Raw genomic sequence first — 24,858 nt, 5'->3', positions numbered from 1 at the left:
AACTTCCAAACTTTCTAAAAACCGTTCAACTCATCATATTATCGCCAACAACAAAACAAACCGAGCTGTCGCAGCACAGCCACTAGCAACCAACATTGAAAAGGAATTCAAAGTGAACAACCTCACTGAAAACACTCAACCGGCCAGCAGCAGTATTTACGAAGACCTACTCTCCCAATTCAACTACGCGCCACTGACGACCCTGTATGAATACATCAAGTCGCTCGACACGCAAGACTATACCCAGATGCTCAAGGCCTTGATGGAAAAGGCCAGGCAGAACGACGATGTCAACAGGCAGCTTCAAGCCTGGAGACAGGAAAGCGTGCGCCCAAACCGCAGCCGTTTCCTGGTGAAGTTAATCAATCATACCGACCAGGCCCTTGAAGTCGGCGAAAACGATCTCAGCTTGAATGCCGACGAGCAAGCGTTCATGAATATTCTCCCCTGGGATATCCAAGCCCTGAAGTTCGACTTCTTTTATTCCAGACCACTGGGCAGTCGCAGCAAGGATATATTCAAGCGCTTTATTATATTTGGCGACCAGGCTCTCGGCTTTCGCTTCGACTTCGGTTTACGCGTCAATACTTCTTTCGGTGTTATTTCACCAACGCTGACACCCGTCCGAACAAACAAGGTGGCCTCTATCGGCACAACCCCCATCAAATGCGTGACCCGGATCATTCATTCGTCCAATGAGGAACCGTATGGTTTTACCGTGGAGATCACACTGAGCTGAACAGGCGACCCCGTCAGATCGGTCTGACGGGGCATCTACCTACCGCTTCAGACGCCCTTGCCTGAGCGGAATTTCCATCCGTTTTGACAGGCGCGAAACAAATTTCCTACAAAATTCGCCGCTGATTGCCTATCAACCGCGCCAGTGTCGGTTTATAAAAGCATCCTTACGTGGACGTATTGACACAAACCGACGCAATTACGCATTTTGTTTCATTTGCGCAGGCTAGGGCTCAAGTGCAGCATGTCCAGCCCGATCTCCACCCAGCGCTCGGCCTCAGCCGCCAGGGCGAAGCTGTCGGGGGCCAGTAGCCATTGGTACAAGATGCCGTCGATGTAGGCATGAATGGCAACTGCCGCCCTTTCGGGATCCAGATCATCCGGCAACTGGCCGCGTTTCATCGCATTGCGCAACGACAGGGCGATGCGCACATTGCAGTCGAGGCTGACCTCGCGTCGCTGCTGGCGCAAATCGCACATTTCATCGGTGAATTCACACTTATGGAACAGAATCTCATTAATGCGCCGGGTTTTCGGGTCCAGGGCCACCTGCTGGAACAACCGTACCAGCAGCTTGCGAATACAGCCCAGCGGATCAAGCTCCTCTTCATTCTCACTGGCACGGGCCAACTCATCGAGCGGCTCGTGCAGGGTATCGAGCATGGCCTGGAGCAGGTCCGCCTTGTTGCTGAAGTGCCAATAGATGGCGCCGCGCGTCACTCCGGCCAGTGTCGCGATGTCGGCCAGGGTCGTACGCGCCACGCCTCGCTCGAAAAACGCCCTTTCGGCGGCTTCGAGTATCTGGCTGCGAGTCTCCTGGGCTTCCTCTTTGGTACGACGGACCATGGCAGTAAACACCTCAATCAGGATGCGTCAGCAACGCGTCAGCAATGCGTAAGAATCAGTTGGACAAATATGAGGCGACGTCTCTTGGAACGCGTCCCCGATCTACGCTGGCCTTTGTCAGGCTTTTGTAAATCCGGATATTACGCAATTTGGCTGTTTACAAACAACCGTGTACGTAAGTATATTTCTTAGCATCCTACTAATTGAAATAGTGCGCCTTTTATCTTTCCACCTTTCGAGTGCGCCAGTTGCGCGCCTGGACCCGAGGATTTCCATGCAATTCAAGCCAGCTGTTACTGCCCTGGTTACTGCCATCGCCCTGGCATCGCTGCTCAGCGGATGCAAAAAGGAAGAGGCTGCACCTGCTCCTCCGCCTCCTCAGGTCGGCGTCGTAACCCTCAAGACCCAGCCTTTCACCCTGACGTCGGAGCTTCCGGGGCGCACCAGCGCATTCCGCGTCGCGGAAGTACGGCCACAGGTCAACGGCATCATTCTCAAGCGCCTGTTCAAGGAAGGCGCCGACGTCAAGGCCGGCCAGCAGTTGTACCAGATCGACCCGGCCGTCTATGAAGCGACCCTCAAGAGCGCCGAGGCCAACCTGCGTTCCACCAAGTCGATTGCCGACCGCTACAAGCAACTGGTGGACGAACAGGCGGTGAGCCGTCAGGAATACGACACCGCCGTGGCCAACCGCCTGGAGTCGGAAGCCAACCTGCAGACCGCCCAGATCAATGTGCGCTACACCAAGGTCTACGCGCCGATCTCCGGCCGTATCGGGCGTTCCTCGGTGACCGAAGGCGCGTTGGTAAGCAATGGTCAGACCGACGCCCTGGCGACCATCCAGCAACTGGACCCGATCTACGTCGACGTGACGCAGAGCTCGGTCGAGCTGCTGCAACTGCGCCGCGAGCTGCAGAGTGGTCGTTTGCAGAAGGCCGGTGACAATGCAGCCATGGTCAAGCTGACCCTGGAAGACGGCAGCCAATACCCACACGAAGGCAAGCTGGAATTTTCCGAAGTGTCGGTCGACCAGACCACCGGTTCGGTGACCTTGCGCGCCGTATTCCCCAACCCTGACCACACCCTGCTGCCGGGCATGTTCGTCCATGCGCAACTGCAGGCCGGCGTGAACAGCGCGGCGATCCTCGCCCCGCAACAAGGCGTGACCCGCGACCTCAAAGGCATGCCGACTGCCCTGGTGGTGGGCCCGGACAACAAGGTCGAGCTGCGTCAGCTCAAGGCCAGTCGCACCGTCGGCAGCCAGTGGCTGATCGAAGATGGGCTCAAGGCCGGCGACCGCCTGATCACCGAAGGGTTGCAATACGTACGGCCCGGAGTGGAAGTCAAAGCCACCGAAGCCACCAATGTCGATGCCAAGAACCCGGCCCCCGCTCAGGCAGCTGATAAAGCAGCCGGCGGCAAAGGGGAGTAAACCATGTCGAAATTTTTTATCGACCGTCCGATTTTCGCCTGGGTAATTGCCTTGGTGATCATGCTGGTCGGGGCTCTATCGATCCTCAAATTGCCGATCAACCAGTACCCGAGTATCGCGCCACCGGCCATTGCGATCCAGGTGACCTACCCGGGTGCGTCCGCGCAAACCGTGCAAGACACCGTGGTGCAGGTCATCGAGCAGCAACTCAACGGCATCGACAACCTGCGTTATGTGTCCTCGGAAAGTAACTCCGACGGCAGCATGACCATCACCGCGACCTTCGAACAGGGCACCAGCTCCGATACGGCGCAGGTCCAGGTCCAGAACAAGCTGAACCTGGCCACCCCGCTGCTGCCGCAAGAAGTGCAGCAGCAGGGTATCCGCGTGACCAAGGCCGTGAAGAACTTCCTGATGGTCATCGGCGTGGTGTCGCGCGACGGCAGCATGACCAAGGACGACTTGGCCAACTACATCGTGTCCAACCTGCAAGACCCTATCTCGCGTACCGCCGGTGTCGGTGACTTCCAGGTCTTCGGTGCCCAGTACGCCATGCGCATCTGGCTCGACCCGGCCAAGCTGAACAATTTCAACCTGACTCCGGTGGACGTCAAAAACGCCATTGCCGCGCAAAACGTCCAGATCTCGTCCGGCCAACTCGGCGGCTTGCCTGCCCTGCCCGGCCAGCAACTGAACGCCACCATCATCGGCAAGACTCGTTTGCAGACCGCCGAGCAGTTCAAGGCGATTCTGCTCAAGGTCAACCCGGACGGCTCGCAAGTGCGCGTCGGCGATGTTGCCGAAGTGGGTCTGGGTGGTGAGAACTACAGCGTCAGCGCCCAGTTCAACGGCGCCCCGGCGTCGGGCCTGGCGGTAAAACTGGCCAACGGTGCCAACGCCCTCGACACGGCCAAGGCCCTGCGCAAGACCATCGACGACCTCAAGCCGTTCTTCCCGCAAGGCGTGGAAGTGGTGTTCCCGTACGACACCACGCCGGTGGTGAGCGAATCGATCAAGGGTGTGGTTGAAACCCTGGTCGAAGCGGTCGTGCTGGTGTTCCTGGTGATGTTCCTGTTCCTGCAGAACTTCCGCGCGACCATCATCACCACGATGACGGTGCCGGTGGTGTTGCTGGGTACCTTCGGGATCCTCGCGGCGTTCGGCTTCAGCATCAACACCCTGACCATGTTCGGCATGGTGCTGGCCATCGGCTTGCTGGTGGACGACGCCATCGTCGTGGTGGAAAACGTCGAACGGGTGATGAGCGAAGAAGGCCTGTCACCCAAGGAAGCCACCAAGAAATCCATGGGCCAGATCCAGGGCGCCCTGGTAGGTATCGCCCTGGTGCTTTCGGCGGTACTGCTGCCGATGGCGTTCTTCAGTGGCTCCACGGGGGTGATCTACAAGCAGTTCTCCATCACCATCGTCTCGGCCATGGCCTTGTCGGTCATGGTGGCCTTGATCTTCACCCCGGCCCTGTGCGCCACCATGCTCAAGGCGATCCCCAAGGGTGAGCACGGCACGCCGAAACGCGGCTTCTTCGGCTGGTTCAACCGCAACTTCGACCGTGGCGTGCGCAGCTACGAGCGTGGTGTGGGCAATATGCTCAAGCACAAGGCCCCGTACCTGCTGGCCTACGTGCTCATCGTGGTTGGCATGATCTGGCTGTTCACCCGCATCCCGACTGCGTTCCTGCCCGAAGAAGACCAGGGCGTACTGTTCGCCCAGGTACAAACGCCGGCGGGCTCCAGTGCCGAGCGTACCCAGGTGGTGGTGGACAAGATGCGCGAGTTCCTGTTGCGCCCCAGCAAGGACGGCGGTGAAGGCGATGCGGTGGCCTCGGTATTTACCGTGACCGGCTTCAACTTCGCCGGTCGTGGCCAGAGCTCCGGCATGGCGTTCATCATGCTCAAGCCATGGGAAGAGCGTAACGCCGACAACAGCGTGTTCAAACTCGCGGCCCGCGCCCAGCAGCACTTCTTCACGTTCCGTGATGCGATGGTGTTCGCCTTTGCTCCGCCAGCGGTACTGGAGCTGGGTAACGCCACTGGTTTCGACGTGTTCCTGCAGGACCGTGCCGGCATTGGCCACGATAAGTTGATGCAAGCCCGTAACCAGTTCCTGGGAATGGCATCCCAAAGCAAGATCCTGTCCCAGGTGCGTCCAAACGGCCTGAACGACGAGCCGCAATACCAACTGGAAATCGATGACGAGAAGGCCAGCGCGCTGGGCATCACCTTGTCGGACATCAACAACACCCTGTCGATTGCCCTGGGCAGTAGCTACGTGAACGACTTCATCGACCGTGGTCGGGTGAAGAAGGTGTATGTACAGGGTCAACCCGGCGCTCGCATGAGCCCGGAAGACCTGAAGAAATGGTACGTGCGCAACAGCGCCGGGACCATGGTGCCGTTCACGGCATTCGCCAAGGGCGAGTGGGTCTATGGCTCGCCGAAACTGGCCCGATACAACGGCGTGGAAGCGATGGAAATACTTGGCGCCCCCGCCCCGGGCTACTCCACTGGCGAAGCCATGGCCGAAGTCGAAGCCATCGCCAAGAAGCTGCCGGCCGGGGTTGGTATTTCCTGGACGGGCCTGTCCTACGAGGAGCGCCTGTCGGGCTCCCAGGCACCTGCGTTGTACGCCCTGTCGCTGCTGATGGTGTTCCTGTGCCTGGCGGCGCTGTATGAAAGCTGGTCGATTCCGATCGCGGTCATGCTCGTGGTGCCGCTGGGGATCATCGGTGCCCTGATGGCGACCAGCCTGCGCGGCCTGTCCAACGACGTGTACTTCCAGGTGGGCTTGTTGACAACCATCGGTTTGGCGGCGAAAAACGCCATTCTGATCGTCGAGTTTGCCAAGGAACTTCATGAGCAGGGCCGCACGCTGATGGAAGCCGCGATCGAAGCCTGCAGGATGCGTCTGCGGCCGATCATCATGACGTCCCTGGCATTCATCCTCGGGGTAGTCCCGTTGGCCATCTCCACCGGTGCCGGTTCGGGCAGCCAGCACGCCATCGGTACCGGCGTGATTGGCGGTATGCTCACCGCTACCATCCTGGCAATCTTCTGGGTGCCATTGTTCTTCGTGACGGTGTCGTCAATGGGTCGTCGCAAACCTATCGACCAGGACGACACTCCTGAAACTTCTAAAGAGGCTGGCCAATGAGCAAGTCGCTACTCTCCCTGACCATCGCCGCCGTCGTGCTCAGCGGTTGCTCGCTGATCCCCGACTATCAGCGGCCCGAAACACCGGTCGCGGCGCAATACCCGCAAGGGCCGGCCTACGAGGCGGCCAATGCGCCCGGACAGGCCGCCGCCGAGCAAGGCTGGAAGCAGTTTTTCCATGATCCGACCCTGCAACAGCTGATCCAGGTCGCGCTGGAAAACAACCGCGACCTGCGCGTCGCGGCACTGAACATCGATGCCTATGCCGCGCAATACCGCATCCAGCGCGCGGACCTCTTCCCGGCGGTCTCGGCCACCGGCTCCGGCAGCCGCCAGCGGGTACCGGCACGGGCTTCGCAAAGCGGTGAAGCGGCCATCAGCAGCTCCTACTCGGCCACCCTGGGCATCAGCGCCTATGAACTGGACCTGTTCGGTCGGGTTCGCAGCCTGAGCGAGCAAGCGCTGCAAAGCTACTTCGCCACCGAAGAAGCCCGTCGCAGCACCCAGATCAGCCTGGTGGCCAACGTCGCCAATGCCTACCTGACCTGGCAAGCCGACAAGGAACTGCTCAAGCTGACCCAGGAAACCCTCGGAGCCTACGAGCAAAGCTTCAAGCTGACCTCGCGCAGCGCCGAAGTCGGCGTGTCCTCGGCCCTGGACCTGAGCCAGGCGCGCACCGCCGTGGAAAACGCCCGTGTGCAACTGGCCCGCTACACCCGCCAGGTCGCACAGGACGAAAACAGCCTGACCCTGCTGCTGGGCACCGGCCTACCGGCGAACCTGAGCTCGCAACCGTTGAACGATGACCTGCTCAGCGAAGTGCCGGCCGGGCTGCCGTCGGACCTGCTGCAACGTCGTCCGGACATCCTCCAGGCCGAACGCAACCTGCTGGCCGCCAACGCCAACATCGGCGCCGCGCGGGCCGCGTTCTTCCCGAGCATCAGCCTGACGGCCAACGCCGGCACCCTGAGCCCGGACCTGTCCGGCCTGTTCAAGGGTGGTTCGGGCACCTGGACCTTCGCGCCGCAAATCAACCTGCCGATCTTCAACGCCGGCAGTCTGCGTGCGAGCCTGGACTACGCCAAGATCCAGAAAGACATCAACGTCGCGCAGTACGAGAAGTCGATTCAGACGGCGTTCCAGGAAGTCTCCGACGGCCTGGCCGCGCGCCAGACCTATAACGAACAGTTGCAGGCCCAGACCGACTTCGTCGCCGCCAACCAGGATTACTACCGCCTGGCCGAGCGTCGCTATCGCATCGGCGTCGACAGCAACCTGACCTTCCTCGACGCCCAACGCCAGTTGTTCAGCGCGCAACAGTCGCTGATCACTGACCGTCTTGCGCAACTGACCAGTGAGGTCAATCTGTACAAGGCATTGGGCGGTGGTTGGAATGCCGAGACGGGCAAGAACGAACCGGTGAAAGAAGAAGCGCCGAAGATGAAGTTGTTCTGATTTGATGCCTGAAGACTGAAACACGAAGCCCACCGAAAGGTGGGCTTTTTGTTTGTGTGCGCTTTAACGCTGGCCTATGTGGGAGCAAGGCTTGCCCGCGATGAAGGCGATGCGGGCTTTCAGGAGCCGAGGCGCCTGTTTCGCGAGCAAGCTTTGCTCCCACAGCCCAGCGGGGCGATGCGACGCTTCGCTAAATCCCCTCGCCACACTTGGTTAACGCGGGTCGATGAGATCCAGCGCTCGATTGGCCAACAACTCACTCAAGTCAATCATCTGCGCCACGCCGAGCGCGACATGCCGCCGCGAGCCTTCCAGATCGAACGCCAGGTCGTTGACCATGGCACTGGCTGAGGCCAGGGTTTCGCTGAGGTTCGCCAGTAGACATTCGGTGTCGAGGGTATCGATGACGGTGAAAACTTGAGTTGAGGTTTTTGGCTTGGGATCAGGGTGGGTGCCCAGATGGTAATCGAGTGCTCGGTCTGCGGCCTCTTGGAGCTTTTCTGGATCGGGGTCGTTGTAGGGGAAGGTGCTCTCTGATGGCGAAGAAGGATGATGTTTTTTCATAACGGCGCTCCTGCATCAATTGGAGCCCGAGACATTAGGTCCGGGCGCTGGCGCCTAACGAATTCGGCGGGCTTGCAGTCCCGGTCGCTGAATGGGCAGCGACACGAACAAGCTAGAGATACCGCTTCCGAGCAGCAACCTTAAAACCTCGTCGGAAAAGTCGCCGCGTCTGTCAGACCGGCCACAAATCCTGTGGGAGCAAGGCTTGCCCGCGATGGCGGCCTTACGGCTGGCCAAGATTCTGTTGATCGGGTACATATCCATTGCTGCGGTCACGGCGGCTTAGGGTTCCGCCCTGACGGCGGCTCACTTTTGAGAAGCCCGGAAGCCGGCCCAGTCAAAAGTAAACAAAACGCTCCTGCCCCACCACTCGGTGCCTCGCCTAGGCTCGGCATGCCTGAACGAAGGCATTGCTCCGTGGGCCGCCGCGAAGGGCCATCGTGGTTAACGGGGCGCCCGAGATCAACGTCCACCACGAGGCGGCCTGGTAGCCGACCTGGTTCTTGGTGGGACCGCGTTCCTCCTGTGGGAGCGGGCTTGCTCGCGAAGAGGCCGGCAAATTCAACATCTCCACCGACTGTGATACCGCCTTCGCGAGCAAGCTCGCTCCCACACTTGGATTGAAGTACAGCCGCCAGAGCTAGGTCGGTTGTCAGGCCGCTTTCGCGAGCAGGTCGCTCCCACAGTTGGGTCGAAGTACAGCTGCCAGAACCCGGTCGTCTGTTAGGCCGCCATCGCGAGCAAGCTCGCTCCCACAGTGGAATGCGTCCATCCAATCAGTTGTTTTGCCGTTCGATAATCGCCCAAAACCCGCAAACGGCAATTGAACCGATCCCGGGCCGCCCTTCACCATCGCTCGCACAAAACCAATAACAACAGGTTCGACGCCATGCCCCTACGCCCCGCCTCACCCGGCTGATCCCCGATCGCCCTGATGCCCCTGGCTCCACCCTTAGCGCCTGCGCCTCAAACGTGCGGCAACAACTCGCTTCGTCCATAAAAAATAGAGACAACGCCCATGAAGCCCACACAGCACCTTTTCCCCAGCCTCATCGCCGTCGCCCTGACCAGCGCCGCCCTGCCCGTCCTGGCCGCGGAGTCGGGGTTTGTCGAGGATGCCAAGGTCAACCTCAATCTGCGCAACTTCTACATCAACCGCAACTTCACCAACTCGAACAATGCCCAAGGCAAAGCCGAGGAATGGACCCAGAGTTTCATTCTCGACGCCAAGTCCGGCTTCACCCAGGGCGTGGTCGGTTTCGGCGTGGACGTGCTGGGCCTGTACTCGGTCAAGCTCGACGGCGGTCGTGGCACGGCCGGTACGCAACTGCTGCCGGTGCATGATGACGGGCGCCCCGCCGATGACTTCGGTCGCCTGGGTGTCGCCCTCAAGGCCAAGGTGTCGAAGACCGAACTGAAAGTCGGTGAGTGGATGCCGGTACTGCCGATCCTGCGTTCCGACGATGGCCGTTCCCTGCCGCAAACCTTCCGTGGCGGCCAAGTGACCTCCACCGAAATCAGCGGCCTGACTCTCTACGGCGGCCAGTTCCGCGCCAACAGCCCGCGCAACGACGCGAGCATGGAAGACATGTCGATGAACGGCCGCGGTGCGTTCACCTCCGACCGTTTCAACTTCGGCGGCGGTGAATACGCCTTCAACGAAAAACGCACCCAGGTCGGCGTCTGGTACTCGGAACTGTCCGACATCTACCAGCAACAATATTTCAACCTGACCCACAGCCAGCCCATCGGCGACTGGACCCTGGGCGCCAACCTCGGCTACTTCATCGGCAAGGAAGACGGCAGCGCCCTGGCCGGCGACCTGGACAACAAAACCGCGTTCGCCATGCTTTCGGCCAAATACGGCGGCAACACTTTCTACGTCGGCCTGCAGAAAGTCGGCGGCGATGATGCCTGGATGCGCGTCAACGGCACCAGCGGCGGCACCCTGGCCAACGACAGCTACAACTCCAGCTACGACAACGCCAAGGAAAAATCCTGGCAAGTGCGCCACGACTTCAACTTCGCCGCTGTCGGCGTGCCGGGCCTGACCCTGATGAACCGCTACATCAGCGGTGACAACGTGCACACCGCCACCGTTGATGACGGCAAGGAATGGGGCCGTGAAAGTGAGCTGGCCTATACCGTGCAGAGCGGCGCGCTGAAGAGCCTCAATGTGAAGTGGCGCAACTCGACGATGCGTCGGGATTACAGCACCAATGAGTTCGATGAGAACAGGTTGATCATCAGCTATCCGATCAGCCTGCTGTAAAAACCCAACATGGAGGGAGGCAGTACCACCGTCATCGCGAGCAGGCTCGCTCCCACAAGGAATCGGTGCCGAGCACAAAATCAGTGCTCACTGAAGATCCCGTGTGGGAGCAAAGCTTGCTCGCGATAGCGGTGGGTCTGTGGCATTTCTGGTGAGTGTGGCATTGCATCGCGAGCAAGCTTTGCTCCCACAGTATTGACTCCCACAGGGATCGGCGGTGGTTCTCAAACCCGCGATTCGACGCCCAGTTCATCCCAGACGGATTCGGCCAGGTGGAAGGTCGCGTTGGCCGCCGGGATGCCGCAGTAGATGGCGCTCTGCATGATCACTTCCTTGATCTCGCTGCGGCTCACGCCGTTGTTGGCGGCGGCGCGCAGGTGCAGCTTGAGTTCTTCGTTGCGGTTCATGCCGATCAGCATGGCAATGGTAATCAGGCTGCGGGTGTGGCGCGGCAGGCCCGGGCGGGTCCAGATATCACCCCAGGCGTGGCGGGTGATCATCTCCTGGAATTCGCTGTTGAACTCGGTCAGGGCACTGAGGCTGCGATCGACGTGGGCATCGCCCAGGACCGCGCGGCGTACTTGCATGCCTTCGTCGTAACGTTGTTTCTCGTCCACAAAAAACTCCTCAGGCACGGCCAGAATCGAGCAGGAAATCCAACACCCGCGCGCTGAACGCGGCACCGGCCTGGACGTTGGACAGGTGCGCGGCGTAGAACTCGGCGTACTCGGCCCCACGGACCCGCTCCTGGATGAAGTGCCCACCCGACGGCGGCGTCACGGCATCTTCGGTGCCGGCGATCACCAGCAACGGGACGCGAATCGACGACAACTGCTCGCGGAAATCGGCATCACGCACCGCCGCACAGTTGGCCGCATAGCCCTGGGGCGAAGTGGCGGCGAGCATGTCGGTGATTTTTTTTGCCGTCGCAGGCTGGGCCTCGGCAAAGTCAGGGGTAAACCAACGGGCAATCGAGGCATCGCGCAACGCCACCATCGCCGCCTTGCCGTCACGCAGCACGGTTTCGATGCGCGGGTTCCACCCCGACGGATCGCCGATCTTGGCCGCGGTGTTGCACACCACCAGTTTGTGCAGACGCTCGCCGGCATTGATCCCCAGCCACTGGCCGATCAACCCGCCCATGGACAAGCCACAGAAATGCACCTTGTCGAGGTTCAACTGATCAAGCATCGCCAGCACATCGCGGCCCAGTTGTTCGATGCTGTAGGGGCCTTCGGTCACCAGCGACTGGCCATGTCCGCGCGTGTCGAAGCGCAGCACGCGAAAGTGTTCGCTGAAGGCCGCAACCTGCTCGTCCCACATGTGCAGATCGGTGCCCAGGGAATTGGAGAGCACCAACACCGGGGCGTCTTGCGGCCCATCAAAACGATAGTTCAGATCGCCCTCGGCGAGTTTGACGAATCCCACAACAATCTCCTTTCAGGCGTTCAAGAAAAGGTGTTCGGCCACGGCCCGGGCGACCCAGGTCTGGGCTTGTCCGAGGTAGTGCGCCGGGTTGAGCAGATGATCAAGCTCGGTCGCGGATAGCTGCGCAGTGACCTGGGGTTCATCCCCCAGCACATCACGCAAATGCCGTTGCTCGGCCACGGCGCGCTTGCAACATTGCTCCAGCAGATGGTGCGCCGTGTCGCGCCCCACACGCTGGGCCAGGACGATGCTCACCGCTTCGGCCAGCACCAATCCCTGGGTCAGTTCCAGGTTGCGGGCCATGCGCGCCGCGTCCACTTCCAGCCCTTCGGCCAGCAGCCGCGCCTGTTGCAAGGCACCGGACACCAGGCAGCAGATCTCCGGCAGGGTTTCCCATTCGGCGTGCCACAGGCCCAGGCTGCGCTCGTGTTCCTGGGGCATGGCGCTGAACAGCGTCGACAACAAGCCAGGTACTCGCGTCGCTGCGCCGATCAGCACTGCCGCGCCCACCGGGTTGCGTTTGTGCGGCATGGTCGACGAACCGCCCTTGCCCGGCGCCGACGGCTCGAACGCTTCGCCGGCTTCGGTCTGCATCAACAGGCTGATGTCGCGGCCCAGCTTGCCCAGGCTACCGGCGATCAAACCCAGCACCGCGCCGAACTCCACCAGGCGATCGCGCTGGGTGTGCCACGGCTGTTCCGGCAGGTTCAGTTGCAACTCGGCAGCCAGGGCTTCGGCGACAGGCAGCGCCTGCTCACCCAACGCGGCGAGCGTTCCGGAGGCGCCGCCGAATTGCAGTACCAGCAAGCGCGGCTTGAGTTCTTTCAAACGTTGGCGACTGCGGGTGATCGCCCCCAGCCAACCGGCGATTTTCATCCCCAGGGTCACCGGCGTCGCATGCTGCAACCAGGTGCGCCCGGCCAGCGGCGTGGCGGCGTAGCGTTCGGCTTGGCGGGCCAGGGTGCCGGCCAGTTGCGCCAGCTCCGCCTCGATCAAGCCCAACGCCTGGCGCAGTTGCAGCACCAGCCCGCTGTCCATCACGTCCTGGCTGGTCGCGCCCAGGTGCACATAGCGCTCGGCCTCGGCGCTCTCGGTGGCGATGCGCTTGCCCAATGCCTTGACCAACGGGATCGCCGAATTGCCGGCACTGGCAATCGCTTCGCTCAATGCCGAAAAATCGTACAACTGGGCACGGCAGGCGTTCTCGATCGGCGCCACCGCATCCTGGGGGATCAACCCTACCCGCGCCTCGGCCCGGGCCAGCGCGGCCTCGACATCCAGCATGGCCTGGACCCGCCCCGCATCGCAGAACACCTCGCGCATGTCGCGAGCCGTGAAGTAGGCATCGAACAGCTGATTGCCCGGTCGTTCGCTCATAAACAGTCCTTGGGTGCGCCGGCCTCACGGCCGGCGCGGTTGGGTCAAAGGTCGTGGTGCAAATACGCCGGCTGCTTGGGCAGGCGCAGGCTGAACAGGAACGCCACCACCATCATCACCGTGACATACCAGTAAAAAGTGTTCTCCATGCCCTGGGCCTTCAGGCTCAAGGCAACGTACTCCGCCGAGCCGCCAAAAATCGCATTGGCCACCGCGTAAGCCAACCCTACTCCCAGCGCCCGCACTTCAGGTGGAAACATTTCCGCTTTCACCAGGCCACTGATGGAGGTGTAGAAACTGACAATCGCCAGCGCCAACGTAATCAGGACAAACGCCAGGAACGGGCTGCTGATGCTTTTGAGGGTCAGCAGGATCGGCACCGTGCACAACGCCCCCAGGGCTCCGAACCAGAGCATGGAATTACGCCGGCCAATCTTGTCCGCCAGCATGCCGAACAACGGCTGCATGCACATATAGAGGAACAGCGCACCGGTCATGATGTAGCTGGCGGTCTTGGCGTGCAGGCCGGCGGTGTTCACCAGGTATTTCTGCATGTAAGTGGTGAAGGTGTAGAAAATCAGCGAACCACCGGCGGTGTAGCCCAGCACGGTGATGAACGCGGCCTTGTGATTGCGAAACAACGCCATAATGCTGCCGGCGTCCTTGTTCTCGCGCATTTCCTTGCTGCTGGTTTCCTTCAGGGAGCGCCGCAGGAACAGGGAAATCAACGCAGCCACGGCGCCCACCACGAATGGAATCCGCCAGCCATAGGCACGCAGCTCGTCTTCGCTGAGGAACTGTTGCAGGATCACCACCAGCGACACCGCCAGCAATTGCCCGCCGATCAGCGTCACGTATTGGAACGAGGCGAAAAAGCCGCGTTGGCCCTTGAGGGCGACTTCGCTCATGTAGGTGGCGGTGGTGCCGTATTCGCCACCCACCGACAGCCCCTGCAGCAAACGCGCGAACAACAGCAACAGCGGCGCCCAGACGCCGATGTCCTTGTAAGTGGGCAGGCAGGCGATGAGCAACGAGCCGAAGCACATCATCAGCACCGAGATCATCATCGAGTTCTTGCGCCCGTGACGGTCCGCCACCCGGCCGAAAATCCAACCGCCGATAGGCCGCATCAGGAAACCGGCGGCGAACACACCGGCCGTGTTGACCAGTTGCACCGTAGGGTTGTCCGAGGGGAAGAACGCCGGCGCGAAATAAATCGCGCAGAACGCGTAGACGTAGAAGTCGAACCATTCGACCAGGTTGCCGGATGAGGCACCGACGATGGCGAAGATGCGCTTGCTGCGTTCTTCACCGGTGTAGTGGCTGGTTGGGGTGGTCATGGGTTACTCGCTCGTTGGGGACTTAACAAAGTCTAGACACACTTAGTAACAGTCCCGTTCCACAGTATTGCATTGCCTGGACTGACGCTATCGCGGGCAAGCCTTGCTCCCACAGAGGTTGTTGCCATTGCCCATCGCATGTCGTGTACCCCTGTGGGAGCAAGGCTTGCCCGCGATGGCGCCAGTGTTGACTCACTCAGTAATCGAAGAACACCGTCTCGGCATCCGTGCCCTGCAGGATCACGTTCCATTGATACACACCCGACGCATCGGGCTTGCTCACGATCGTGGCGCGACGCTCCTCGGGTACGCAGGCCAGCAGCGGGTCGGTTTCGTTGGCCTGTTCGCCGTCGAAATAGATACGCGTCAGCAAATGCTTGACCAGCCCGCGAGCGAACACCAGCACCACCAGATGCGGTGCCTGGGTCGTACCGTTCAACCCTGGCACAGTGCCCGGCTTGATGGTGGTGAATCGGAAGCGCCCTTCGGCATCCACCGGCACCCGGCCAAAGCCTTCGAAGTGCGGGTCCAGGGGTTTGTCCTGGTCGTCTTCCGGGTGGGCGTATTTACCGGCAGCGTTGGCCTGCCAGACTTCCAGCATCGCGTCGTTGACGAACTGGCCATTGCCGTCGACCACCTGCCCGGTGATCGCCACGCGCTGACCGAGGGTTTGTGCGACGGTCAGGTCTTCGCGGTTCAGCCAGGTCAGGCCGATGTGGTAGTAAGGGCCAACGGTGTGGGACGTGGTGGCGGTGAGCGTCATCTTATTTCTCCATCGGCGTGGCATCGCGGCCGCGCAAGACGATGTCCCAGCGGTAACCGAGGGCGTAGTGAGGGACGGTTTTTTCCAGGTCGAAACTGGCGATCAAGCGTTCCTTGGCGCGGGTGTCCGGCACGCAGTTGTAGATCGGGTCGTATTCCAGCAACGGGTCGCCCGGAAAATACATCTGCGTCACCAGGCGCGTCAGAATGCTCGGCCCGAACAGTGAGAAATGGATGTGCGCCGGGCGCCAGGCATTGTGATGGTTGCCCCACGGATAGGCGCCAGGCTTGATGGTCTGGAACTGATACCAACCGTCGGCGTCGGTGACGGTGCGACCGGTGCCGGTGAAATTCGGGTCCAGTGGCGCGTCATGGTTGTCGCGGTCATGGTTGTAGCGACCGGCGGCGTTGGCCTGCCAGATCTCCACCAGGATGCCCGGCACCGGCTGGCCATGCTCGTCCAGCACGCGCCCGTGAATGATGATCCGCTCCCCCAGCGGCTCGCCGGCATGCTGGGCGGTCAGGTCGTGGTCCTTCTCTTGCACGCGGTCGGCACCGACAGTCGGGCCGGTAATTTCCGACAGCGAATGAGGCAGGAACACCAACGGCTTGGACGGCGAGCGCAGGTTGGTGGACTGGTACGGCGGGTGCAGATACTCCGGCTGGGTGCCCGCTTGGGGGCGACGATAACCAGGCTTGTCAGTCATGCAGCGTTCCTCGGATTCTTATTAGTAGAACGACGCGTCAGACGCGTTCGATCGCCAGCGCCAGCCCTTGGCCGACGCCGACGCACATGGTCGCCAAGCCTTTCTTGCCGCCGGTCTTTTCCAAGTGGTGCAGCGCCGTCATCACCAAGCGCGCCCCGCTCATGCCCAGGGGATGGCCGAGGGCGATGGCTCCGCCGTTCGGGTTGACCTGGGGCGCATCGTCCGCCAGCCCCAAATCGCGCAACACCGCCAGGCCCTGGCTGGCAAAAGCTTCGTTGAGTTCGATCACATCGAAATCCGCAACCGCCAGGCCCAGGCGCTCAATGAGCTTGCGCACCGCCGGCACCGGCCCGACGCCCATCACCCGCGGCGCCACGCCGGCACTGGCCATGCCCAGCACTTTGCCGCGCGGCGTCAGGCCGTGTTTTTTTACCGCTTCGGCCGACGCCAGGATCAGTGCAGCCGCGCCATCGTTGACACCCGAGGCGTTGCCGGCAGTGACGGTTTTGTCGGGACCATTGACCGGTTTGAGTTTGCTCAAGGTTTCCAGCGTGGTATCGGCGCGAGGATGCTCATCCTGCTCGACCACGGTTTCACCTTTCTTGTGGGTGATACGCACCGGAACGATTTCTTCGGCGAAAAAACCTGCCGCCTGGGCCGCTGCCGTGCGCTGTTGGCTGCGCAAGGCGAAAGCGTCCTGGTCGGCGCGGGACACGGCGTAGTCATCAGCCACGTTATCAGCGGTCTGCGGCATCGCGTCCACACCGTACTGGGCTTTCATCAATGGGTTGATGAAACGCCAGCCGATGGTCGTGTCTTCCAGCTTCATGTTGCGGGAAAACGCCGCGTCGGCCTTGCCCATCACAAACGGCGCACGGGACATTGACTCCACCCCACCGGCGATGGCCAGCTCCATCTCACCACTGGCGATGGCACGGAACGCCGTACCGATGGCGTCCATGCCCGAGGCGCAAAGGCGGTTGAGGGTCACGCCGGGAATGCTTTCCGGCAGGCCCGCCAGCAACAGCGCCATGCGCGCCACGTTGCGGTTGTCTTCGCCGGCCTGGTTGGCGCAGCCGAGAAACACTTCGTCCACTGCGCTCCAGTCCACCGATGGGTTGCGCTCCATCAGCGCCTTGATCGGCACGGCCGCCAGGTCGTCGGCGCGCACGGCGGACAAACCGCCGCCAAACCGACCGATGGGGGTTCGAATCGCATCACAGATATAAACGTCGCGCATCAGGCTTCTCCCGGTGTCTGACCGTGGGCCGCCGCAGTACGAGCTTCCAGGTCGCGCAGTGCGCTCAGCTCCAGCTCGGTCGGCTCGGCGGTGGTTTGCACCTGGTCGGCGAAACGGATCGCCCACCCGGTGGCCGCAATGACTTGCTCGCGGGTCACGCCGGGGTGCAGCGCAGTGACCACGAACTCATGGGTGTCGGCTTCCGGTTCCATGATGCACAGGTCGGTGATGATGCCCACGGGACCGGCGCCGGGCAGGCCCAGACGTTTGCGCGAATCGCCGCCTTCACCATGGCCGACCGAAGTGATGAAATCCAGCTTGTCGACAAACGAGCGAGCCGACTGCTTGAGGATGATCAACACGCTCTTGGCCGAACCGGCGATTTCCGGTGCGCCACCGGCACCCGGCAGGCGGACTTTCGGCTGATGGTAGTCGCCCACCACCGTTGTGTTGATGTTGCCGAAACGGTCGACCTGGGCTGCGCCGAGGAAACCGACGTCAATGCGCCCGCCCTGCAGCCAGTAGCGAAAAATCTCACCGGTCGGTACGACGGTATCGGCGGTTTCCGCCAGCTCACCGTCGCCGATGGACAGCGGCAGTACGCTGGGCTTGGCACCGATCGGGCCGGATTCGTAGATCAGCACGACGTCCGGCGACGACGTCAGCCGCGCCAGGTTGGCCGCTTTCGACGGCAGGCCGATGCCAACGAAGCACACGGCATTGTTCTTCAAGCGACGCGCCGCGGCGACGGTCATCATTTCGTTGGTGGAGTAAGTCATGGTTTCACCTGCGAAGCGGCTGCCAGTCTGGCCTGGAATTCACTGAAGTCTTTAGTGCCATGGATGTATTCGTTGATCCATGCGGTAAAGGTCTCACGGTCCCGGGCGATCGGATCCCACGCCTGGTAGAAACGGTTGTCACGCTCGGTGTAGCCGTGGGCGTAGGACGGATGGGCACCACCCGGCACGAGGCACACGGCGCTCAATGCCCAGGTCGGCAGTACGCAAGCGTTCATCGGCGCGTTCAGGTCGTCGACGATTTCTTCCACGGTGACGATGCAACGCTTGGCGGCCAGGGCCGCTTCTTTCTGCACGCCGAGAATGCCCCACAGCAGCACGTTGCCCTTGCGGTCGGCTTTCTGGGCGTGGATCACCGTGATGTCCGGGCGCACCGAAGGTACAGCGGCCAATACTTCACCGGTGAAGGGACAGGTCACGCTCTTGATCAGTGGGTTGACCTTCGGCAGGTCGGAACCGGCGTAGGCCCGCAGCACCGCGAACGGCAGGCCAGAGGCGCCGGCGACGTAGGCGTTGGCCAGGTCGGCGTGGCTGTGTTCCTCGATCTCCAGCGGGTGTGGCCACTGCTTCTCCACGGCATCGCGCAAGCGGTGCAACGACCCGACGCCAGGGTTGCCGCCCCAGGAGAAAATCAACTTGCGAGCACAACCGGCGCCGATCAACTGGTCATAGATCAGGTCAGGTGTCATGCGCACCAGGGTCAGGTCTTTCTTTCCCTGGCGAATGATTTCATGACCCGCCGCCGTAGGGATCAGGTGAGTGAAGCCTTCGAGCGCGACGGTATCGCCGTCGTTGACGAATTGCTTCACCGCGTCGTGCAGCGAAAGGATTTCAGCCATGGGGCAGGCTCCCGTGTTCCAGTAGACCGACATGAAGAAAAAGGCGCGAGGTTAAGCGCCGGAGTGACTGAAGATTAAGCCTGGGGGAAAAGCCAAACAATCCGATAATCGACTGAGTGTTCGTTTATCGAACAGATTGTTGTTTGGCTATCTATATTCGCCAAGCACACGGAGCCCCTGTGGAAGCAGACCCTGTGGGAGCCTGCATGCCCTCAGATTTGTCTTCCACAGGGGTTATGTCGTGGGCTCAGGTCGCATCCGCATGGCTGACCATGCCCTTGATCACCACCGCCGTGGTCGCCAGGGCCGCCGGGATCACCAGGGCGGTCAGGACTTGTTCGAAGTTCCAGCCCAGGCCCAACAGGGTCGCGCCCATCCAGGCGCCGAGGATCGCGCCGAAACGACCGATGCCCAGCATCCACGAGACACCGGTGGCCCTACCCTGGGTCGGGTAGAAACGCGCGGCCAGGGAAGGCATCGCCGATTGCGCACCGTTGACGCACATGCCGGCCACCAGCACCAGGGTGGCGAGCAAAGTGATGTTGCCCAGGCTCTGCCCCACTGCGTAGGCAAACAACCCGGCCATCAGGTAGAAAATGCCGATGACCTTGTGCGGATTGAACCGGTCCATCGCCCAACCCACCCCGACGGCGCTCAACACGCCGCCGAATTGGAACAGCGCACCGATAAACGCTGCCTGCTCCATGCTCGCGCCGCTGTCGCGCATCAGGGTCGGCAGCCAACTGGTCAACAGGTAGACGATCACCAGGCCCATGAAATAGGTCAGCCACAGCAGCAAGGTGCCAGCGCTGTAGGTGCCAGAGAAGATCACCGCCAGCACGTTGCGGGCTTTCACGGTTTTCTGTTCCGGCACACTGAAACTCGCCGCTTGGGCCACCGTGTTCGGTTCGATCGGCGCCAGGGTCTTGCGCACCTTGTCGGTGCCGCGATTGCGCACCACCAGATAACGCGCCGACTCTGGCAGCCAGAACAGCAACACGACCGCCAGGATCAACGGCAGGATCCCGCCAATCAGCAGCAGGCTGTGCCAACCGAACGCCGGTATCAGCTTGGCGGAGATGAACCCGCCGCCGGCCATGCCCAGGTTGAAGCCGCAGAACATGCTGGTCACCAACAGGGATTTCTTGCGTTCCGGGGTGTATTCCGAGAGCAAGGTGGTGGCGTTCGGCATCCCGGCGCCCAATCCCAGACCGGTCAGGAAACGCAGTACCAGCAATTGATCGACGTTGGTGCTGTAGGCCGACGCCAGGCTGAACGCGCCGAACAGCAGGACCGCGCCCACCAGTACGACTTTTCGTCCGAAGCGATCAGCCAGCGGCCCTGAACCCAATGCGCCAAACACCATGCCGATCAGCGCGGCGCTCATCACCGGGCCAAGGCTGGCGCGATCGATACCCCAGTCCTGGGACAGCGCCGGGGCGATGAAGCCCATGGCCGCTGTATCGAGGCCGTCGAGGAAAACAATCAGGAAACAAAGAATCACCACCCGCCACTGGTAGCGCGAAATGGGTTGGGCATTGATGAAGGACTGCACATCGAGGCAGTTGCCTACGGAGGTCTGGGGCTGATTCATTTTATTTTTATTCCACGCGATAAACGCAGGCGAACGATCAGGGACCGGCGAAACACGCCGGATGACGCTGCGCGACATTAATGAGGGCAGGCAAATACCGTCAATTCATCGCCGCCGACTGTGTGCGTTTATCGAACAGCTTAAGTGAACAGCTGCGCGCTCAAGTCGCGGCTGGCCCCCAGCAGGCCTGGCAGGAAACGCTGTTCCAGCTCATTGCGGCTGACCCGCCCGGCATGGGTACTGACGTTGAGCGCGGCCACCACTTGACCGGAAGCGTCATACACCGGCACGGCAATCGAACGCAGGCCCTGTTCCAGTTCCTGGTCGACGATACACCAGCCCTGCTGCCGCACCTGTTGCAGGCATTCAAGCAACGCCTCGGGGGTGTGCAAGGTGCGGCTGGTCTTGGCTTGCAGGTCGGCATGGTCCAGGTAGTCGCGCAACGAAGCATCATCCAGGGCCGCCAGGAGAATCCTGCCCATCGAAGTGCAATAGGCTGGCAGACGCCCTCCGACCGACAGATCGACCGAAATCAGGCGCTGGGTGGTGGCTGATCGAGCGATATAGAGGATGTCGTCGCCTTCGAGCGTCGCCATGTTGCAGGCTTCGTGCAGTTGCTCGCTCATGCGGTCCAGGTACGGCTGGGCAGAAACGGCCAGGGGTGTCGAGGACAGATAGGCGTGCCCCAGGGTCAGCACTTTGGGCAGCAGCGAATAAGTGCGCCCGTCCGTGGTGGCGTAGCCAAGCTTGATCAAGGTATGCAGGCAACGTCTGACGGCGGCGCGAGGGATTTCCGTGCGATGGCTGATCTGGGCGATGGTCAGGTGCCGCTTGCGTTCCTGGAAGGCCTGGACCACGGCCAATCCGCGGGCCAGGGACGTCATGAAATCAGGATCGCCAGTCAGGGCCTGGATCCGCTTGGCCGGCGAGGCGACGATCGGTGGCGCGACTGAAGTGAAAGCATTGCGCAATTGGTCGTTCATGTCTGGTCTTCCCCGGGAATGACGGCTATTACAAGCGGCTGTCCGACGGACAGACAAGGGTCGGACCGCCAACAGCGTTCGATTATCGAACCGGCAACCGATAATCGCAATCCTGCCCGGTGTCATGAGTTCGCCAGCCGTCGAACGCTCGATAACAAGTTGAGCGAGAGCAACAAGCGATTTGACGTGAGGGCGTGGGCGATATTGAACTTGTCGCCTTGAATGGCATCAGGACATCGGCACTAGCAAGCATCTTCTGAAACCTGATTGACACAAGTTTGCACATACAAACATCGTTTCACACAACAACAGGCCCCTTTAAATATTTCCCGATAGTGTTATTCAGCTGGACCGCTATAATGCAATTCAGCGACGGTACGGCCAATCGACCGCTCCCGTACGCAGGCACCTTGGTTAATACCCTGGCGCCCGAAGCACCTTTAGGGTCGCTTCCCCTGTATTGGCAACAACACGAAGCCCTGATGCTACGTCAGCTGTCAGCTCTGGTGCCGTGGCCGTCTGCATGTCTACATGCAGTGCGTATCACCAGATTCAATTTCAATTAATTAGGTACAACTGTGACGAAAGACGAACTGCGCGCGGAACTTGAGCGCCAGGAACAACGTTACAAGGAAGTTTACGGCGGGGAAATCACCACCTACGCCGCGCAGCCTGAACCGGAACGCAAACCCTGGCGTAAGCGCGCCACCGTTCAGGACCAGGCCTTCACCCAGGAACTCCAGAAAATGGAAAAAGAACTCAAAGCCGAAGAGCAGTGACGCTCAGGGCCTGATGTTCTTGTGAGGAGGTCTCCGGCCACTACCCAGGCCGGAAACCACAGCGCACGCCCGCCATGAGCGGGCCGCCATCCGCTCCCGTCCGACGGCCGGGGAAGGCTCATGGCCGACCATCTTTTCAGATATTTCATACAACCGCTCGAAGTGCTCTACAGCGGGCGACGATCAGGTTCCGGGACGCTTTGCGCCCCTGAATCAAAGGGTTACGCGCCCCACGGAAAACCTCGCGCCAGAGGCATTCCTGCAAATTATTTCGTTGAAGAATGTTGCCGACGAGCAGGCAATGCATCGATTGCCATGGTTTTCTGGCATAATCGCGCCCCCTTATGACCGGGTCAGAAAACCTTCATGATCGATTTATTCAGCGGACTGGATGCTTGGGTGCTTGTGAGCCTCTTGCTCGCCCTGGCTTTTGTCCTCGCCTTCGAGTTCATCAACGGCTTTCATGACACCGCTAACGCGGTTGCCACTGTTATCTACACCAAAGCCATGCCGCCTCATCTGGCGGTGTTCTTTTCCGGTGTGTTCAATTTCCTCGGTGTGCTGCTGGGCGGTGTGGGGGTGGCGTACGCCATCGTTCACTTGCTGCCCGTAGAGCTGCTGATCAATGTGAACACCGGACATGGACTGGCCATGGTGTTTTCGCTGCTCGCAGCGGCCATTACCTGGAACCTGGGCACCTGGTACTTCGGTATCCCGGCGTCCAGTTCCCACACGTTGATCGGCTCGATCCTCGGCGTGGGCCTGGCCAACGCGTTGATCAACGATATCCCGTTGGCCGACGGAGTGAACTGGCAGAAGGCGATCGATATCGGCGCCTCCCTGGTGTTCTCGCCCATGGCCGGTTTCCTGATCGCTGCCCTGGTGCTGATCGGCCTGAAATGGTGGCGTCCGCTGTCGAAGATGCACAAGACACCGGAACAGCGCCGCCAGATCGACGACAAGAAGCACCCGCCGTTCTGGAACCGCCTGGTACTGGTGATCTCGGCCATGGCCGTCAGCTTTGTCCACGGCTCCAACGATGGCCAGAAAGGCATCGGCCTGATCATGCTGGTACTGATCGGTATCGTGCCTTCGCAGTTCGTACTCGACCTGAGCAGCACCACGTATCAGATCGAGCGGACCCGCGACGCGACCCTGCACCTGAGCCAGTTCTACCAGCGCAACAGCGAATCCCTGGGTGAATTCCTGGCACTGGGCAAGAGCGTGGAAGGCGATCTGCCGGAAAAATTCCGGTGCAACCCGCAGCAGACCGAACCCACCATCGATGCCCTGCTCAACACCCTCAAGGGCGTCGCCGACTACCATTCGCTGCCGTCGGAAAGCCGTATCGAAGTGCGTCGCTACCTGCTCTGCCTGGACGACACGGCGAAGAAGGTCGGCAAGCTGCCAGGCCTGGCCGCCCGTGAGAAAGACGACCTGAACAAGCTGCGCAAGGACCTGACCGGCACCACCGAGTACGCCCCGTTCTGGGTGATCCTGGCGGTCGCCCTGGCACTGGGCCTGGGCACCATGGTCGGCTGGAAGCGTGTGGTACTGACCATCGGCGAGAAGATCGGCAAGCAAGGCATGACCTACGCCCAGGGCATGTCGGCGCAGATCACCACCGCGTGCATGATCGGCATGGCGAACATCTTCAGCCTGCCGGTTTCCACCACCCACGTACTGTCCTCGGGCGTGGCCGGTACCATGGTCGCGAACAAGAGCGGCCTGCAAGGTGGCACCGTGCGCAACATCCTGCTGGCCTGGGTGCTGACCCTGCCAGCCACGGTGGCGCTGTCGGCCGGGCTGTTCTGGCTGGCGTCCAAGGCTCTGGGTAGCTGATTCCAGCGACTCAAAAAAAGGTGCGATCCTTGCGGTTCGCACCTTTTTTTATGCCCTGACGCCAGACACCTGTGGGAGCGGGCTTGCTCACGATGGCGGTGGGTCAGTCAACACATGTATCTACAGACATACCACTATCGCGAGCAAGCTCGCTCCCACAGTTGATTGGGTATCTGGCTGGAGAATCACGAACAAAAAAAAGGGCGACCGAAGTCGCCCAAAATGCCTTGCGTGCTCGTTATAGCCGGAAAGACCTACGGTTTTTTCCGCTTGTGCGCGTCTTTCCAGATGAATAATCCAAAGCCTGCGAAAAACACGACCATGAGGCCGACCGTCAACACCCCGGCAAACACCACATTATCGAAAAACATGACTGGCCTCCTGGTCTTGCCCCTGTTGCGATGGGTTCAAGTTAACCAATCAGGCCTGGATGAAAATTGACTGGGGTCAATAACGCCCGCAACGGGGCGAAAAGGTGGGGAAATAACTGATCTGCATCAATGGATCGAGGGGGTTCAGCGCTTTTTCGGTTTGTTTTTCGACTTTTTCTTGGGCTTGCCCAACGGCATGGCCTGCTCGAAAGCCTGGCGGACTTCATTGAGGCGTTTTTCGTTGAGGTCGTGAACGCGCTTGGCGCGCTCGGCACTGAGGTCGATCAGCTTGTCGTCTTGGCTCATGGCGTGTGGGCATCGTGCA

General features: G+C 60.9%; 22 protein-coding genes. 7 read left to right on the top strand and 15 right to left on the bottom strand.

All coding sequences use genetic code 11. The features are described 5' to 3' along the window. Positions 1-112: 112 nt before the first annotated feature. Positions 113-739 carry a hypothetical protein gene (locus tag KGA89_RS16170; protein ID WP_223472032.1) on the top strand — a complete coding sequence of 209 codons (627 nt, stop codon included), beginning with the start codon at positions 113-115 and terminating at the stop codon, positions 737-739. 212 nt (positions 740-951) lie between these two features. Here the strand turns inward: KGA89_RS16170 and KGA89_RS16165 are convergent, their stop codons facing one another. After that, positions 952-1,584: a TetR family transcriptional regulator gene (locus KGA89_RS16165; RefSeq protein ID WP_003198664.1), complete on the bottom strand. Its 633-nt coding sequence runs from the start codon at positions 1,582-1,584 to the stop codon at positions 952-954. Positions 1,585-1,858: 274 nt separating this feature from the next. On the opposite strand from KGA89_RS16165, the gene KGA89_RS16160 reads away from it, so the two are divergent. The 3 genes from KGA89_RS16160 to adeC are packed head-to-tail and all read left to right on the top strand — an operon-like array spanning position 1,859 to position 7,638. Next, positions 1,859-3,016, top strand: coding sequence for an efflux RND transporter periplasmic adaptor subunit (locus KGA89_RS16160; RefSeq protein ID WP_003198662.1), 1,158 nt, complete (start codon positions 1,859-1,861; stop codon positions 3,014-3,016). 3 nt (positions 3,017-3,019) lie between these two features. After that, positions 3,020-6,184, top strand: a complete 3,165-nt coding sequence (gene emhB, locus KGA89_RS16155; protein ID WP_003198660.1) for an efflux RND transporter permease subunit EmhB — start codon at positions 3,020-3,022, stop codon at positions 6,182-6,184. Beyond that, the gene (adeC, locus tag KGA89_RS16150; protein WP_003198658.1) at positions 6,181-7,638 is read left to right on the top strand and encodes an AdeC/AdeK/OprM family multidrug efflux complex outer membrane factor; all 1,458 of its coding nucleotides are present in this window, start codon (positions 6,181-6,183) and stop codon (positions 7,636-7,638) included. The genes emhB and adeC overlap by 4 nt, the downstream gene beginning before the upstream one ends. A gap of 213 nt (positions 7,639-7,851) precedes the next feature. Here adeC and KGA89_RS16145 read toward each other — a convergent pair whose 3' ends face one another. Continuing rightward, entirely contained in the window at positions 7,852-8,202 is a 351-nt protein-coding gene (locus KGA89_RS16145; RefSeq protein ID WP_223472031.1) for a DUF6124 family protein, read from the bottom strand. Positions 8,203-9,220: 1,018 nt separating this feature from the next. Here KGA89_RS16145 and KGA89_RS16140 point away from each other — a divergent pair. Then, the gene (locus KGA89_RS16140; protein ID WP_223472030.1) at positions 9,221-10,474 is read left to right on the top strand and encodes an OprD family porin; all 1,254 of its coding nucleotides are present in this window, start codon (positions 9,221-9,223) and stop codon (positions 10,472-10,474) included. Between the two features lie 224 nt (positions 10,475-10,698). Here the strand turns inward: KGA89_RS16140 and pcaC are convergent, their stop codons facing one another. The 11 genes from pcaC to pcaR all read right to left on the bottom strand — a co-directional run bounded on the left by pcaC (position 10,699) and on the right by pcaR (position 21,541). After that, a complete protein-coding gene (gene pcaC / locus KGA89_RS16135; RefSeq protein ID WP_003198653.1) occupies positions 10,699-11,091 on the bottom strand; it encodes a 4-carboxymuconolactone decarboxylase in 393 nt (130 codons plus the stop codon). Between the two features lie 10 nt (positions 11,092-11,101). After that, a complete protein-coding gene (gene pcaD / locus KGA89_RS16130) occupies positions 11,102-11,902 on the bottom strand; it encodes a 3-oxoadipate enol-lactonase (RefSeq protein WP_013692454.1) in 801 nt (266 codons plus the stop codon). A gap of 12 nt (positions 11,903-11,914) precedes the next feature. Then, positions 11,915-13,279 carry a 3-carboxy-cis,cis-muconate cycloisomerase gene (locus tag KGA89_RS16125; RefSeq protein WP_013692453.1) on the bottom strand — a complete coding sequence of 455 codons (1,365 nt, stop codon included), beginning with the start codon at positions 13,277-13,279 and terminating at the stop codon, positions 11,915-11,917. 44 nt (positions 13,280-13,323) lie between these two features. Continuing rightward, positions 13,324-14,619: an MFS family transporter gene (locus tag KGA89_RS16120; RefSeq protein WP_003198647.1), complete on the bottom strand. Its 1,296-nt coding sequence runs from the start codon at positions 14,617-14,619 to the stop codon at positions 13,324-13,326. A gap of 196 nt (positions 14,620-14,815) precedes the next feature. Continuing rightward, positions 14,816-15,382, bottom strand: a complete 567-nt coding sequence (gene pcaG / locus KGA89_RS16115) for a protocatechuate 3,4-dioxygenase subunit alpha (RefSeq protein ID WP_013692452.1) — start codon at positions 15,380-15,382, stop codon at positions 14,816-14,818. Position 15,383: 1 nt separating this feature from the next. Continuing rightward, complete coding sequence (gene pcaH, locus KGA89_RS16110; protein WP_003198643.1) at positions 15,384-16,088, bottom strand: protocatechuate 3,4-dioxygenase subunit beta; 705 nt, start codon at positions 16,086-16,088, stop codon at positions 15,384-15,386. 37 nt (positions 16,089-16,125) lie between these two features. After that, positions 16,126-17,331, bottom strand: a complete 1,206-nt coding sequence (pcaF, locus tag KGA89_RS16105) for a 3-oxoadipyl-CoA thiolase (RefSeq protein WP_172681394.1) — start codon at positions 17,329-17,331, stop codon at positions 16,126-16,128. Next, positions 17,328-18,107, bottom strand: a complete 780-nt coding sequence (locus tag KGA89_RS16100; RefSeq protein ID WP_003198639.1) for a CoA-transferase subunit beta — start codon at positions 18,105-18,107, stop codon at positions 17,328-17,330. Before KGA89_RS16100 ends, pcaF begins: the two co-directional genes overlap by 4 nt. Beyond that, positions 18,104-18,964, bottom strand: coding sequence for a CoA transferase subunit A (locus KGA89_RS16095; protein WP_003198638.1), 861 nt, complete (start codon positions 18,962-18,964; stop codon positions 18,104-18,106). Before KGA89_RS16095 ends, KGA89_RS16100 begins: the two co-directional genes overlap by 4 nt. A gap of 247 nt (positions 18,965-19,211) precedes the next feature. Continuing rightward, positions 19,212-20,558, bottom strand: a complete 1,347-nt coding sequence (locus tag KGA89_RS16090; protein WP_003198637.1) for an MFS transporter — start codon at positions 20,556-20,558, stop codon at positions 19,212-19,214. Between the two features lie 140 nt (positions 20,559-20,698). Continuing rightward, complete coding sequence (gene pcaR / locus KGA89_RS16085; RefSeq protein ID WP_003184507.1) at positions 20,699-21,541, bottom strand: pca regulon transcriptional regulator PcaR; 843 nt, start codon at positions 21,539-21,541, stop codon at positions 20,699-20,701. Between the two features lie 578 nt (positions 21,542-22,119). Between pcaR and KGA89_RS16080 the strand changes: the two genes are divergently transcribed. Together KGA89_RS16080 and KGA89_RS16075 are read left to right on the top strand one after the other, a co-directional pair. After that, the gene (locus KGA89_RS16080) at positions 22,120-22,320 is read left to right on the top strand and encodes a hypothetical protein (RefSeq protein ID WP_003198635.1); all 201 of its coding nucleotides are present in this window, start codon (positions 22,120-22,122) and stop codon (positions 22,318-22,320) included. A gap of 366 nt (positions 22,321-22,686) precedes the next feature. Continuing rightward, positions 22,687-24,162 carry an inorganic phosphate transporter gene (locus KGA89_RS16075; RefSeq protein WP_003198633.1) on the top strand — a complete coding sequence of 492 codons (1,476 nt, stop codon included), beginning with the start codon at positions 22,687-22,689 and terminating at the stop codon, positions 24,160-24,162. Positions 24,163-24,416: 254 nt separating this feature from the next. On the opposite strand, the gene ccoM is transcribed toward KGA89_RS16075, so the two are convergent. After that, entirely contained in the window at positions 24,417-24,533 is a 117-nt protein-coding gene (gene ccoM, locus KGA89_RS30575) for a cytochrome c oxidase subunit CcoM (protein ID WP_014336959.1), read from the bottom strand. Between the two features lie 144 nt (positions 24,534-24,677). Further along, on the bottom strand, positions 24,678-24,839 hold the full coding sequence (locus KGA89_RS16070; protein ID WP_003198631.1) for a hypothetical protein: 162 nt from the start codon (positions 24,837-24,839) through the stop codon (positions 24,678-24,680). Positions 24,840-24,858: the final 19 nt, after the last annotated feature.

It is taken from the genome of Pseudomonas sp. A-RE-22 (assembly GCF_019956035.1).
In the GTDB taxonomy this organism is placed as follows: Bacteria; Pseudomonadota; Gammaproteobacteria; order Pseudomonadales; family Pseudomonadaceae; genus Aquipseudomonas; species Aquipseudomonas brassicacearum.
This window is presented reverse-complemented; position numbering and strand designations above follow the sequence as displayed.